The sequence below is a fragment of the Geothrix sp. genome (assembly GCF_020622065.1).
GTDB lineage: Bacteria > Acidobacteriota > Holophagae > Holophagales > Holophagaceae > Geothrix.
This window is the reverse complement of the sequence record NZ_JAHRYQ010000001.1, coordinates 1366551-1380091: the sequence shown is the minus strand read 5'-3', so window position 1 is coordinate 1380091 and position 13541 is coordinate 1366551. Positions and strand designations below refer to the sequence as shown.

Sequence of the window (13541 nt, the reverse complement as noted above, 5' to 3'; positions counted from 1 at the left end):
CCCGCTCGTCAGCGCTCAGCGCGGAGGCGGTGCAGCAGCGCCAGTAGGCGGTCCACATCCAGCAAGGGCAGATCGCGTCCCTCCAGGTTGCACACGCCGGCGGTGAAGGCGCTGCAGGGATCCTCCTCGGACGAGGAGCGCCAGCCCTCCCCCGGGGGATCCAGCGTTCCGAACAGGCGCTCCAGGGGCACCCCCAGCCTCCGCCGGAAGACGGCCACCGCCGTGATGTCTCCGCTGGCCTGGGCGCAGTCCGGAAGGTGCTTCCAGGCCAGCACGGGCAGGAATTCGCCCTGGTGGATCACCACGCCCTGGATGCCCGGGGGGCCACCGGGGAGCCGGGTCACGGGTGCCGGGGCCACCACCTCCCAGAGGTCGGCGACGGAGAGCAGCATGTCCCGGCCCGCGGCCCGGACATGGAGAAGGGAGGAGTGCTCAGACACGGGCCACCCGTCGCATGAGGGAATCCATGGCCAGGCCCATGACGGCCTCCGGGTCCAGCACCCACAAGATGCCCTCGCCCTGGAGGCTGCCGCCCATGATCCCCTGGGCATGGGCCAGTTCCGGCAGGCTGCGCAGCAGGAGCTCCGTGCGCCCAGCCACTTCGTCCACCCCCAGGGCGATCTCCACGCCGTTGGCAGAGGAGGCGCCCTGCTGGCGGAGCACCACCACGAGGCGCTGGCCCCCCGGGGGCTCGGGCTGGGCCAGGCAGGCCTGGAGGGATTCCATCGGCAGCTTCATGCCCAGCACCTCCACCCGGTCGCCGCCGTGGAGGGGGACCGCACTGGCCTGGACGCGGACCACGCTGCCCAGCGGGATCCCGAAAGTCTGCCCGCCGCTGCGGACCTTGAGGCAGCTGATCACGGCACGGGACAGCGGGAGGGTCAGGCGGACCAGGCTGCCGCGCCGGGGCTCGCTGGAGATCTGGATCTCCCCGCCCAGGCCCTCGATCTCAGCCCGGACCACATCCATCCCGACGCCGCGGCCCGAGATCTCCGAGGCCTGTTCCTGGGTGGAGAACCCGGGCTCGAGGGTCAGGCGGTGCAGGCGTTCAGGCGTGTGGACCTGCCCCTCCTTGAGCAGCCCCATGGCGATGCCACGGGCCTCGATGCGGGCCAGGTCGAAGCCGCGCCCGTCGTCCCGGAGGTCGAAGCGCAGGTTCCGCCCCCGCTGGGAGGCCGAGATCCTCAGGGACCCGCTCTCGCTCTTGCCCTGGGCCGCCCGCTCCGAAGGGGTCTCCAGGCCGTGGTCAAGGGAATTGCGGATCAGGTGCAGGAAGGGTTCCGTGAGGCGTCCGAGCAGGTTCCGCTCCAGCTCGAGGTCCCCGCCATAGAAGGCCAGACGGACGGGCTTGCCCGTATCCCGGCTGAGGGTCTTCACCATGGGTTCGATGCGGGAGAAGAGGCTCTCCACCTTCACCATGCGCATCTGGAGCAGGGATTTCTGGACCTCCAGGAGCCCGGCCTCCATCTCCCCCATGATCCCCAGGGGACGCTCCTGGCCCGCGCCGCTGCCCTGACGCATGATCTGGCTGACGGAGTCCCGCAGCTGCGCCACCTCCATGAGGCGGGCCTCCAGGGCCTCCACCCGCTGCGCCGGGAGCCTCAGCACCTCCATGTCCGGGATCGGAGCTGAAGCGGGCGCTGGCTCCGGCCCCGACTCGGGGGGCGGAGGTTCCGGGGCCGGGGCGGCTGCGGCAGCCCGGACGCTGGCCGGCACCCGCTCGGGATCGGCCAGCCGGCGCGTGCCGATGAACTCCTCGGCCGGGATGCCCAGGGCCTGGTCCTCGACGGAGGGCGCAGCGACCAGCAGCAGGAAGGCCAACCCCTCCCTTCCTTCCGGCACCTCCCAGGGCAGCGTGGAAATGAGCTCGCCGCTGGCCGCCGCCGCCTCGCTCAGCGCCCGCAGGCGCTCGTCGAAGGTGGCGAAGTCCAGGCAGACGGCGAGGCCGTGGATCGGCGTGCCGGCCAGCAGCACGGCCGTCACCCGGGTGCGCTCGTAGTCGGAGAGGCCTTTCAGAACCTCGGGCGGCAGGTCCAGCAGGGAGGTCAGATCCTGGGTTCCGCCCTCCGAGGGGCGCGCCAGGGCCTCCAGTTCACCCAGCTGCCGCCGAAGCCCGCGCAGGTAGTCCTCAGGCTCCGGCCGCCCGCGCCGGAGCCCGGCCAAGCCGGACTCCAGGGCCTGAATGCCCGATTCGAGTGTCTCGATCAGGGAATCCGTCGATCGCAGGCGCCCCTTGCGCATCAGGTCGAAAATGTCCTCCATGCGGTGAGCGGCCCGGCTGAAGCTGGGGAAACCCAGCATCCCGGCCATGCCTTTGAGCGTGTGGGTCGTCCGGAACAGGGCATTCACCGAGGTCTGCACCACATGCGGCGGCTGAGGCGTCTTCAGCGTACCGAGGGTCTTCCGGGCCTGCGCGAACAGGTCCTCCCACTCTGCCCAGACATCGTCGAAGGATGGATCCAAACGCAACTCCTGACACCCCGATTCGGCACCGGGCCGCCGAATCTGGAATCTGGTCGGGATGGCCCGACCCGCCTGCCCCGATCTTCGGGTGATCCCGGTCCGCGACCATCCGATACTGTCGGGATGCGCACCCTCGCCGTCCTCCCGTCCCGCTTCCAGGCCTCCCGGTTTCCCGGCAAGCCCCTGGCCCCCATCGCGGGGAAGCCGATGATCCAGTGGGTCTTCGAGGCCGCCCAGCGGGCCGCCGGGGTGGATCGGGTGGTGGTGGCCACGGATGACGACCGCATCGCGGCGGCCGTGGACGCTTTCGGGGGAGAGGCCGTGATGACGGACGCCGCCCTGCCCTCCGGCACGGATCGCACCGCGGCGGCCCTGGCAATCCTCGGCGAATCCTTTGATTGCGTGCTGAACATCCAGGGCGACGAGCCCGCCATGCACCCCGACACTGTCGCTGCGTTGGTGGCCCTCATGCGCGCCCAGCCGGACCTGCCCATGGGCACCGCCGCCTGCCCCTTCGCCCACGCGAATGACCTGTTCAACCCCAATGCGGTGAAGGTGGTGGTGGACGACCGCCAGCGGGCCCTCTACTTCAGCCGCAGCCCCATTCCCTACCTGCGCCATTCCTCGATCTTCGAGGCGGACTTCCGGCCCTGGCTGAAGCCGGACCAGCTGCGCCACTTCAAGCGGCACTTGGGGCTCTATGCCTACCGGCCCGACGCCCTGCGGGCCTTCACGGCCCTGCCCCCCCACCCCCTTGAGCAGCTGGAGATGCTTGAGCAGCTTCGGGCTTTGGCTGCGGGCATCCCCATCGGCGTGGCCGAAACGCCCTTTCTGAGCCTGGGCGTGGATGTTCCCAGTGATGTGGCCGCCGTGGAGGCCCTGCTCCGGGAGCGGGGCCTCGCGCGCTAGCCGGTCCAGACGCGCTAGACTCGAAGGCTGGGACGCGTGCCCGTTCCTTGCCAGGAGAAGCCTGTGAGCCACCATAAAGTTGTCGTCGTCGGAACCGGCCCGGCCGGCTACACCGCCGCCCTCTACGCCTCCCGGGCCAACCTCGCCCCCCTGGTGTTCGAAGGTGCCCAACCCGGCGGTCAGCTCACCATCACCACCGAAGTCGAAAACTTCCCCGGTTTCCGCCAGGGCATCGCCGGTCCCGCCCTGATGGACGAGATGCGGGAGCAGGTCCTCCGCTTCGGCACCACCATCAAGTCCGAAACCGTGCTCAAGGCTGACCTCCAGAGCCGCCCCTTCAAGCTCAGCACCGACAAGGGCGAGTACACGGCCGATGCCGTGATCATCGCCACGGGCGCCTCCGCCAAGTGGCTGGGCATCGGCAAGGACGAGGCGCTCTCCCGCTCCGGCGGCGGCGTCAGCGCCTGCGCCACCTGCGATGGTTTTTTCTTCCGCGGGAAGGAGATCGCGGTGGTGGGCGGCGGCGACACGGCCATCGAGGAGGCCACCTTCCTCACCAAGTTCGCCACCAAGGTCCACCTCATCCACCGCCGGGACAAGCTCCGCGCCTCCAAGGCCATGCAGGACCGCGCCCTCAAGAATGAGAAGATCCAGCCGCACTGGAACCAGACCGTGCTGGATGTGGTCACGGCCACCCACGAGACGCCCATGGGCGAGAAGGTGGAGAAGATCCGCGCCCTGAAGCTCAAGGACACCGTGAACGGCGCCGAGTCCGAGCTTCCGGTGGAGGGGCTCTTTGTGGCCATCGGGCACCAGCCCAACACCGGCCTCTTCGCAGGGCAGCTGCCCATGGATGAGACCGGCTACCTCCAGGTGGAGAAGGGCTCCAGCCGCACCTCCATCCCCGGCGTCTTCGCCTGCGGCGATGTGCAGGACCATGTCTACCGTCAGGCCATCACGGCCGCCGGCAGCGGCTGCATGGCCGCCATCGACGCCGAACGCTGGCTGGTCGAGCAGGGTTTGGCCGAGTGAAGGCCCCCTGGCGTGAATGAACAGCACCTCGAACCCCTGAAGCCGCACCCGGAGGGGCGATCCCTCCGGGCCGAGGTGCACCTGGGGCGCATCGCGCGCAACTTGGATCGCATCCGCTCCGCCTCCGGGGGCCGGGAGATCTGGGGCGTGGTGAAGGCCAATGCCTACGGTCATGGGGCCGTGCCCGTGGGCCGGGCCCTGGAGGAGGCGGGCGTCCACGGCCTCGCCGTCTCCAACCTGGAGGAGGGGCTCGAACTGCGCCAAGGCGGCATCGAGTGCCCCATCCTCGTGCTGGGCGGCCTCCGGCCCGAGGCCCTGCCCGCCGCCAGCGCCGAGGCCCTCACCATCGCCGTGGTGGGACCTGAGCATCTGGCCGACTATGCGCGGCTCCTCCCCCAGCATCCGGTCCGGCTCCACCTGAAGCTGGATACGGGCATGGGGCGGTTCGGCCTGCTGCCTTCGGAGCTGGGGGACTGCCTGCCCGACCTGCGGCGGCTCGGCGCCTGGATCGAAGGCGTCATGGGCCACTTTGCCACGGCGGACGACCCGGATCAGGGCTTCGCCCAGCGCCAGCGCCGGATCTTCGATGCCTGCCTGGCGCAGCTCGCGGACGCGGGCATCCATCCAGGCCAGCGCCACCATGGCAACAGCGATGCGTGCCTGCGCGGCCTGCTCGACCAGGACACCCATCTGCGACCGGGCTTGGCCCTGTTCGGCCTCACCACGATTCCCGAGGGGCACGCCCTGGGACTGGAACCCGCTCTGGAGCTGGTGGCGGAGGTGGCGCGGGTGAAGGCCATGCCCGCGGGTGCCACCGTGGGTTACGGCCGGACCTTCGTGGCCCCCCATCCCCTCCAGATCGCCACGCTGGCCTGCGGCTATGCCGACGGCTACCGGCGGGACCTCGGGAACCGGGCCATGGTGGGTTTCCAGGGACGAACCTTCCCCGTGGTGGGCCGGATCTCCATGGACTACCTCACCGTGGCCCTGCCCCTGGATGTGCCCATCGCCCCCGGGGATCCCATGGTGCTCTACAGCGCCGACCCCTTCGCCCCCCACGGGCTGGAGCGGCTGGCCCAGACCCTGGGCACCATCCCCTACGAGCTGACCTGCGCCCTTCACCGTCGCATCACTCGTCGTTTTTTTCCCTAATCAGTCAATGAACTGCACTACCATGGGGGCTTCCGCCTACGGCCCCCATGAACCTGCTGGTCATCTCCCGCCATGACGATCTCGTCGAGCGCCTTCGCATGGCCTTCGAAGGCGCGGGGCACCGCATCCTCCATGTCGGCGACCCGCTGGAGGCCCTGGCGAAGGATGCCTGGAGCGAAGCCCATGTCCTGCTGGTGGATGCCGGCGGGGATCCTATGGACGGCTACCGGCTCTGCCGCCTCCTCCGCGGGGAGACCCGGATCCTCTTCCGGAACCTCCCCATCTTCGTGGTGGTGGATCACCCCCCCACCGAGCAGGACCAGGAGGCGCTCCGGGAGGTGGGGGGGGACGGCTTCATCCCGTCCCGCCACACGATCCAGCAGCTCCTGAACCACCTCGGGCCAGTGGTCGCCGGAGCCGCGACCCGCGGCGAGGCGGAGCGCGTTCCCGTGCTGGCCCTGGGCCTCCACCCCGGGCTCGCGTTGAAGGCCCGGGATCTCCTGCACCACTTTCTGATGGAGGTCCACTCGCCGCCGGCCCGCAATGCCGCCGAGGCCCAGCGGGTCCTGAAGGCGCCGGTGCTGCTGCTCGGGCTCACGGGAGGGGTCTCGGGCGCCCTGGCGCGGCTGGAGCATCTCCGCGATCAGGGCTGCCTGCCCTACACGATCCTCGTGGGCCAGGTGAAGGATGAGGCCATGCAGCGCAAGTTCCTCCTCGCGGGCGTCTCCGACTGGGTGCCGGTGCCTCTGTCTGCGCCCCGGCTTCTCCACGCCTGCAAGCGCGCCATTGAGTGGGTGCATGCCCGGCGCATCCAAGGCGAGTATGAATCCGCCATCCACGACCTCCGCGAGCGGCGCAGCATGCTGGAGATCGAGGCGGCGGCCCTCCGCAACGAAGTGCTGACCGACCCGCTCACGGAGCTGCTCAACCGCCGCGCCTTCGACCAGAACCTGGAACACGCCGTCCGCCAGTGGGAGCGCCACCGCCGCGGCTTCGTCCTGCTCCTCGGGGATGTCGACCACTTCAAGCTCATCAACGACCGCTTCGGCCATCCCGTCGGCGACGAGGTGCTTCGCCAGCTGGCCGTCCGCATCCGGTCCGCGCTCCGCCGGTCCGACCTCGCCTTCCGCATCGGCGGTGAGGAATTCGCCGTGCTGCTGACCGAGACCAGCCTCAAGGCCGGCGCGGAAGTGGCTGAAAAGCTGCGCCGCCGCATCGACGAGGACCCCATCGCCCTGGCCACCGGGCAGACCCTCTTCCCCACCATGAGCTTCGGGGTGGGCGGCCCCGGCAGCCAGAATCCCACCGACCTGCTGGCGGTGGTGGACAAGGCCCTGTACCAGGCCAAGCGCCTGGGCCGCAACCGCGTGGTCGTGGCGGAGGGCGGAGGCCGTCCCCCGAGGGCCCTCAGCGCCGGAAGCTGAAGAGGTCGCCCAGGCCCCTCAGGGTCAGCGTCAGATCGATGCGGTCCTCCCGCCCCCCGGAGACCAGGGCCTTGTTCACGGCCACATGGGTGAACTTCAGCACATAGGCCACGCAGGGTTCCACATAGGCCAGGGCCACCTGGCTGGAAGCGAAGCCGCTCTGGTGGAAGTCGTAGTTGGCGCTGAACTCCAGGCGGAGGCGGTCATCCCAGAAGCGCTGGACGCCACCCACCTGCAGGCCCTTCTGCCGCACCAGGAAGCGGTTGATGCCCGTGGAGAAGTAGGCCAGGTTGAAGCGGCTCCCATCCTGGGCCTTCACATCCAGGCTCAGGGCATTGTCGGAGCCTCCGGCACCCAGGTCCGAGGACCGGCGGAGGCTGATTCGAAGGCGCTCGTCGGGCTCCACATCCAGGTCCGTGTCCACGCTGGACCAGCCCTTCTTGTAGCGGCCATCGCTGAGGATGATGGGCGAGGCGTGATAGCGGGTGGCGATCCGCAGACGCGCAAGATCGGCGAAGCCTGAACCCGAGCCCGGGCGGCCCAGGATGTGCTGTTTCAGTCCCAGTTCGATGCTCCGCTCGCCGGAGGCGCTCTCGTTGACGCCCGGAAAGGAGTCCACGGTGTCGAAGCGCGGCAGGGCGCCGGCCTCCGAGTACCGGCTGGTTTCGGTGAAGCCGAAATAGGGTTCCGCCACATGCTTCAATTCACCCTTGTAGCCGAAGAGCGAGAAGTCCTTGAAGCTCCGGCCCACCTGGGGGCCCGAGAGGCGGAGGTGCCCCGAGGCCAGGAACCGCGTCGCCGCCGCGCCATCCACCTGGAAGGGGCTGGTGGCGGGATTCACCGCCGTGTCGCTGCTTCCCCCCTCCGCATCGAAGACCGGGGAGCTCAGCGAGGCGCTGTAGTGGGTGGCGCGGCCCATGATCTCGAGGTCGGCGCGGAAGGGACCCCACTGGCCCAGGCGCCCGTGCAGGCGCGTGTTGGTGTCCTGGCGGTCCCAGGCGTAGGCCCGGTCGGGCGTGGTGGTGCTGCCTTCGACGCGGTAGGCGAAGCGCCCCAGTCGCACCCCGCCGTCCAGGTAGAGCTGCGCGCCCAGCGCCACCGGGAAGAACCGGAACTCCCCCTGGGGCAGGGTCTGCCGCCGGAGGGAGGCGGGAAAATCAGGGCTGTAGAAGGGATCGCCCTGATCCGTCGTGAAGAAGAAGCTCCGCTGCTCCGCTGCCGAGAGGCTGAGGCTGCCGAAGGTGAAGCTGCGCCCCAGGTAGAGGGCCGAATCGAAGGTGGTGGCCCCCAGGTAGCCGATGCCCTTGCCGAAGTCCGCATCCACCAGGTTGTCCGAGGCCTGGTTCACATCGGCGGTCAGCTGCCAGCCGTCTTCCCGCTGCCAGACCTCGTTCAGGGAGTAGCGATAGCGATGGGTGTCGAGGCTGCGCTGGTGGATCGTCTGCCCGGACAGGCTGCCCTGATGGGTCAGGTCCGGCCGCCAGCGCATCTCACCGCCCCAGAGGACGCCCTCCTTGCTGAAGTATTCCGGCGCGAGGGTGGCATCCGCTGAGCTTCCCAGCACCTGGTAGTACGAAAGCCCCAGGGTGGATCCAAAGGCGCTCGAGAGTCCCAGCTTCGGAGGCAGCAGGCCCGAGGTCCGTTCCGCCTGGGCCGGATAGAGGGCGTAGGGCAGGTAGAAGATGGGCACGGGCCCCATCTGGACCCGGGCATTCCACAGGGTCGCGAAGCCGTCGAGATCCACTTTCAGGGACGAGAGCCGCGCCTTCCAGCCAGGCCGCTCCTCCGGACAGGGACTCAATTCCACACTATCGAAGGACCAGGTCCGCAGGGTCGTGAAGGCCACATGGGAGGAGCGGAGGGTCCAGGTCGGCGGCAGGTCCATCTGGAGCGCCCAGGCCTCGCCGGACCGCCGTTCCCAGTCCATCTCCAGTCGCTCGCTGCGCAGGCGCAGCCCGGGGCCCTCCAGGCGGATGTGGCCCTGGGCCACCAGGCGTCCTTCGGAAATGCGGTACTCAATGTGGTCCGCCAGGAGCAGCAGGCCCTCGGCCTGGATGGCGCCCTGCTCGAGGATCCAGACATCTCCCTGTTCCCGGACCCGCTCCCCGCGCCAGTCGAAGGGCACGCGGGAAAGGCCCGGGCCCGACTCGACCTGGAATGGCCTCAGGGGAAGCAGCTCCGCCAGGGTGGGCGCCTCCAGCGGCGCGGGAACCGGAATGAGGGGCGGGCCCTGCGCCGCCAGCAAGCACGGCAGGGCCCCCAGCAGCAGACCTCGGGTCTTCCCGGGGATGGTCATGAGGGGGTCAGTGATGGTGCGGCAGCAGCCGCGCGCTGAGCAGGAAGATCCCCACGCCGGAAAGCAGGGCCACCGTGCTCCGGAACCCTGATACCTTCTGCACCTCCGGCAGCAGATCCGAGCTGGCCACATAGAGCGCCAGCCCGGCCGTGAGCCCCAGGACCGGCCCCGTGGGGAGGTTCAGGAGGGACTGGCCGGCCGAGCCCACGAGGGCGGCCAGGGCCAAGGTGCCCGCCGCGAGAAGGGCGCCCCGGTTCCCGAAGCCACGCACCAGGAAGATCGAGGCGATGGTGCCGCCTTCGGGGATGCGGTGGAACAGGATGCCGAGCACCACCAGCGGGCCGAGGTTGCTGTGGGTGGCCAGGGCCGCCGCAATGGCCACGCCGTCCATGAGGCTGTGCAGGGACAACCCGATCAGGGCAAGCACCCCGCTGAGGGGCGACCCATCCTTGTGGGTTTCCTCGCCGTAGTGGAAGTGGAGCGTGATGCCGTGCTCCATCACATGGACGAGCAGATAGCCCGCCAGGACCCACAGGGCATTGGACTCCCCGCCCTTGGCTTCCAGACACTCAGGGATGATGCGGACCACCGTGACGGAAAGCAGGTAGCCCGCCGCCACACCTGAAAGAAGGCGCATGAACTGGGCGCGCCCCTGGAGGAACCGCACCACGCCCCAGCCACCCAGGAGGGTGGCGAGGGAGGCGAGAGGGGCCAGCCAGTAGAGGGACACGGCCGGTTACTCGGCCTTAGCCTTCTTGGCCCGGGTCGTCTTGGGCTTGGGCGCTTCTTCCGCCGTCTCGGCCTTGTCGGCCTTCTTGGCGGGCGCCTTGGGGACCTTGGCCTTGGGTGCGGCCTTCTTCTTCGCAGGACCTTCCGCCGTCACGGCCGGCTCGGGAGCGGGAACCGCGACGGGTTCGGGCGCCGAAGTCACCTTCGCGCGAGGGGTGCGCTTGGGCTTGGCCGAGTCCGCGGGCGCTTCGGGCGCGGCCAGGACCGGAGCTGCGGCGCCGATCCGCGGACGGGGGCTGGGAGTCAGCAGGCTGGCCACCAGATCCGCCGTGACCTTCGGAGGTTCGGGCTGGGGGGTGGATTCCGATCGGTCCTCACGGGGTTCGGCCGGGGCCGTGCCCTCGCCATTCCGCTCCGCTCCGCCCTTGCGCCGCCGCCGGCGGCGCTTGCGCTTGGCACCTTCGCCCTTGGCCTCGTCGCCAGGTTCCTCGGCCCCCTCCTCGGACTCCTCGTCCTCAGGCTTGGCGCTCTCGAACAGGGCCCGCAGGCGTTCCCGCTCGTCCAGGGCCGCCCGCTGCAGGTCGCGGCGGTCGTATTTGAAGGCTTCCTTCTTGGCCTCCTTGGCGCTTTCGCCCAGAGCCTTGTCGAAGGAGATGGGGCTGTCGCCGCCCAGCACCACGGTCTCCTCTTCCGGAGCGCCCTTCTCCCGGTGCGGCTTGGAAGCGGTCGGCTTCTCGGCCGGGGCTTCCTCGGCGCGCTCGATCTCGGCGGCCATCTCGCCGTAGCCCATGGACCAATCGGCCAGGATGAGGATCTTCGCGCCGCTCTCCTCTTCCATCTGAGTCAGGTCGCTGCGCTTCTCGTTGAGCACCGCGGCGGCGATGGCAGGGGCCAGCTTCACGCGGATCTCCCCGATGCCGCCCTTGGCCAGGATGCCATGGAGCTTGCGGACCACGGAGAGCGCCATCGCCTCGATGGTCTTCACCTTGCCGGTGCCGGCGCAGGTGGGGCAGGACTCGTGGTTCACATGCTGCAGGCTCGGGCGGATGCGCTGGCGGGTCATGACCAGCACGCCGAAGCGGTTGATCTTCCCCACCTCCATGCGCGCCTTGTCGGCCTTGAGGCAATCCACCAGCTTGTCCTGGACGGAGCGGATGTGGGATTCGCGCTTCATGTCGATGAAGTCGATGGCGATGAGGCCGGCCAGGTCGCGCAGGCGCAGCTGGCGGGCCACTTCCTCTGCGGCTTCCATGTTGGTCTTGAAGGCCATGTCCTCCACGCCATCGCCAGAGGTCTTGCCGCTGTTCACATCGATGGCCACGAGGGCCTCGGTCTGATCCAGCACCAGGGCGCCGCCGCTGGGCAGGGGCACCTTCCGGCCGTAGACGCGGTCGATCTGCTCTTCCAGCTGGTAGCGGGTGAAGAGGGGCTTCTTGCCCGTGTAGTGCTTCAGCACATCAAGGTGCTGGGGCATGGTGCGCTTGAAGAAGGACTGGGCGGCGTGGAAGGTGTCCAGGTCGTCGATCTGCACTTCCTCCACATCGGCGCTGAAGGTGTCGCGCAGGGTGCGGGTGACGACATCGTCCTCCTGCCACACGAGCCCGGGACCATGGCGGTGCTTGTAGCGGTTCAGCACTTCCTTGTAGGTGTCCAGCAGGTACTCCAGGTCGCGCTCGAAGTCCTCCTTCGTCACGCCCAGACTGGCAGTGCGGACGATCACGCCGATGTCCTCGGGGATCTCCAGGGTGTCGACGAGCTGCTTGAAGTGGCGGCGCTCCTCGGTGCTCTCGATCTTGCGGCTGATGCCGTTGACGGGATTCCCGGGGGTGATCACCAGGTAGCGGCCCGCCAGGCTGATCTGGCCGGTCATCATGGCGCCCTTGCTGCCCAGTTCCTCGCGCACGGCCTGGACCAGGATCTCCTGGTCCCGCTGGAGGACATCCTGGATGCGGCCCCGGCGACCGTCGCCGCTCATCTCCCGGGGGAGCTCCCCGAGGGGCAGGAAGCCGTTCTTCTGGCCGCCGAAGTGGACGAAGGCGGCCTGGAGGCTGGTGTCCACGCGGACGACCCTGGCCTTGTAGAGGTTGCCTTTGATCTTCTCGTTGTGGAGGAACTCGACATCGTAATCGAACAGGACGCCGTCGATCAGGGTGGCCACGCGGATCTCTTCCGGATCGGTGGCGTTGATCATCATCGTTTTCTTGGGATTCAAGGATTCTCCTGTGGTTCCCAGGGCTGCGGCTGGCGCAGGGTGTGCGCGGCGGCCTTGCATGGGGTTGGATTCGGGATGGGAGGTCGGGAAACCGAAGGGGGCCCTGCCCTGTCTTCGGCCACCCGGTAGGGAATAAAAGGGATGGTCGCAATCCGCGAAAGCAAAGGGCGTGGCCTCGATTTGCCCGCAGGATCTTCAGTCATTAAACCCACTTATTCCCCGGGGGGCAAGCAAAGAGCGCCCAGCCCCCCGGATACAGGCCCCGACGAAGTTACACGGATGTCACAACCCGAGCCAGGGACCTTCACCTCCGGCCCCCAGAGTCGAACCCATACGAGGAGGCATCGATGAGAATGCAAGTCCTGGCCCGCACCCTGCTGGCCGCTCTGGTGGGAATGTCCGCGACCGCCCAGACCGTCAAGGTCGACCCCAAGGTCACCACCTACAAGAAGGTTTCCGGGATCAGCGGGAACCTGAACTCCATCGGATCCGACACCCTGAACAACCTGATGGCCTATTGGGTTGAGGGATTCAACAAGAAATACCCCAATGTGAAGATCCAGGTGGAAGGCAAGGGCTCGACCACCGCTCCTCCGGCCCTCATCGAGAGCACCAGCCAGCTCGGTCCCATGAGCCGCGAGATGAAGAACGAGGAGATCGACAAGTTCGAGAAGAAATTCGGCTACAAGCCCACCAAGGTGGCCGTCGCCATCGACACGCTGGCCGTGTTCGTGAACAAGAACAGCACCGTCAAGTCCCTAAGCCTCCAGCAGGTTGACGCCATCTTCTCCAAGACCCGCAAGGGCGGGCTGGCCAAGGACATCAAGACCTGGGGCGACCTCGGCCTGACCGGCGAGGCGGCCTCCAAGACCATCAGCCTCTACGGCCGCAACAGCGCCAGCGGCACCTACGGATACTTCAAGGAGCACGCGCTCTTCAAGGGCGACTTCAAGGACACCGTCAAGGAACAGCCTGGTTCCTCCTCCGTCGTCCAGAGCGTCGGTTCCGACCGCTTCGCCATCGGCTACAGCGGCATCGGCTACGCCACCTCGGGCGTCCGCGCCGTGCCCCTCTCCGATGAGAAGAAGAACGGCGGCATGGCCTTCGCCGCGACCTACGAGAACGCCCTGAACGGGAAGTACCCCCTGTCCCGTTACCTCTATGTCTACATCAACAAGGACCCGAAGAAGCCCGTGGATCCCCTGACCCGCGAATTCCTGAAGTTCGTGCTCAGCAAGGAGGGCCAGGAGATCGTCGTGAAGGACGGGTTCCTCCCCCTCACCGCCAAGATGGAAGCCGACGAGATCGCCAAGCTGAAATAACA

The 13541-nt window shown here is 68.5% G+C and carries 10 protein-coding genes; 5 read left to right on the top strand and 5 right to left on the bottom strand.

What is annotated here, in order from left to right; translation table 11 throughout:
* Positions 1 to 8: 8 nt before the first annotated feature.
* Positions 9 to 440: a chemotaxis protein CheW gene (locus QZ647_RS06490; RefSeq protein WP_291271380.1), complete on the bottom strand. Its 432-nt coding sequence runs from the start codon at positions 438 to 440 to the stop codon at positions 9 to 11.
* A complete protein-coding gene (locus tag QZ647_RS06485; protein WP_291271379.1) occupies positions 433 to 2463 on the bottom strand; it encodes an ATP-binding protein in 2031 nt (676 codons plus the stop codon). Before QZ647_RS06485 ends, QZ647_RS06490 begins: the two co-directional genes overlap by 8 nt.
* A gap of 123 nt (positions 2464 to 2586) precedes the next feature.
* On the opposite strand from QZ647_RS06485, the gene kdsB reads away from it, so the two are divergent.
* The 4 genes from kdsB (at position 2587) to QZ647_RS06465 (ending at position 6980) form a co-directional block, all read left to right on the top strand.
* Positions 2587 to 3372, top strand: a complete 786-nt coding sequence (gene kdsB / locus QZ647_RS06480) for a 3-deoxy-manno-octulosonate cytidylyltransferase (protein ID WP_291271378.1) — start codon at positions 2587 to 2589, stop codon at positions 3370 to 3372.
* Between the two features lie 63 nt (positions 3373 to 3435).
* Positions 3436 to 4404: a thioredoxin-disulfide reductase gene (gene trxB / locus QZ647_RS06475; RefSeq protein ID WP_291271377.1), complete on the top strand. Its 969-nt coding sequence runs from the start codon at positions 3436 to 3438 to the stop codon at positions 4402 to 4404.
* A 12-nt stretch (positions 4405 to 4416) separates the two neighbouring features.
* Positions 4417 to 5556 carry an alanine racemase gene (alr, locus tag QZ647_RS06470; RefSeq protein WP_291271376.1) on the top strand — a complete coding sequence of 380 codons (1140 nt, stop codon included), beginning with the start codon at positions 4417 to 4419 and terminating at the stop codon, positions 5554 to 5556.
* 47 nt (positions 5557 to 5603) lie between these two features.
* On the top strand, positions 5604 to 6980 hold the full coding sequence (locus QZ647_RS06465; protein WP_291271375.1) for a diguanylate cyclase: 1377 nt from the start codon (positions 5604 to 5606) through the stop codon (positions 6978 to 6980).
* Here the strand turns inward: QZ647_RS06465 and QZ647_RS06460 are convergent.
* Genes QZ647_RS06460 through QZ647_RS06450 form a run of 3 tightly spaced genes read right to left on the bottom strand, consistent with a single transcriptional unit; the run spans position 6964 to position 12217 of the window.
* Positions 6964 to 9276 (bottom strand): putative LPS assembly protein LptD, encoded by a 2313-nt coding sequence (locus tag QZ647_RS06460; RefSeq protein ID WP_291271374.1) that lies wholly within the window; start codon positions 9274 to 9276, stop codon positions 6964 to 6966. The two genes, QZ647_RS06465 and QZ647_RS06460, sit on opposite strands and share 17 nt — an antisense overlap.
* 7 nt (positions 9277 to 9283) lie before the next feature.
* Positions 9284 to 10006 carry a ZIP family metal transporter gene (locus tag QZ647_RS06455; RefSeq protein WP_286353160.1) on the bottom strand — a complete coding sequence of 241 codons (723 nt, stop codon included), beginning with the start codon at positions 10004 to 10006 and terminating at the stop codon, positions 9284 to 9286.
* 6 nt (positions 10007 to 10012) lie between these two features.
* On the bottom strand, positions 10013 to 12217 hold the full coding sequence (locus tag QZ647_RS06450; protein WP_291271373.1) for an Rne/Rng family ribonuclease: 2205 nt from the start codon (positions 12215 to 12217) through the stop codon (positions 10013 to 10015).
* A gap of 347 nt (positions 12218 to 12564) precedes the next feature.
* Here QZ647_RS06450 and QZ647_RS06445 point away from each other — a divergent pair, with 347 nt between their 5' ends.
* Positions 12565 to 13539: a phosphate ABC transporter substrate-binding protein gene (locus QZ647_RS06445; RefSeq protein ID WP_291271372.1), complete on the top strand. Its 975-nt coding sequence runs from the start codon at positions 12565 to 12567 to the stop codon at positions 13537 to 13539.
* Positions 13540 to 13541: the final 2 nt, after the last annotated feature.

Bases quoted from the DNA above. Each gene is read 5' to 3' on its own strand.
- kdsB (WP_291271378.1), top strand. From the start codon at position 2,587: ATGCGCACCCTCGCCGTCCTCCCGTCCCGCTTCCAGGCCTCCCGGTTT.
- QZ647_RS06465 (WP_291271375.1), top strand. From the start codon at position 5,604: ATGAACCTGCTGGTCATCTCCCGCCATGACGATCTCGTCGAGCGCCTT.
- QZ647_RS06460 (WP_291271374.1), bottom strand. From the start codon at position 9,276: ATGACCATCCCCGGGAAGACCCGAGGTCTGCTGCTGGGGGCCCTGCCG.
- QZ647_RS06445 (WP_291271372.1), top strand. From the start codon at position 12,565: ATGAGAATGCAAGTCCTGGCCCGCACCCTGCTGGCCGCTCTGGTGGGA.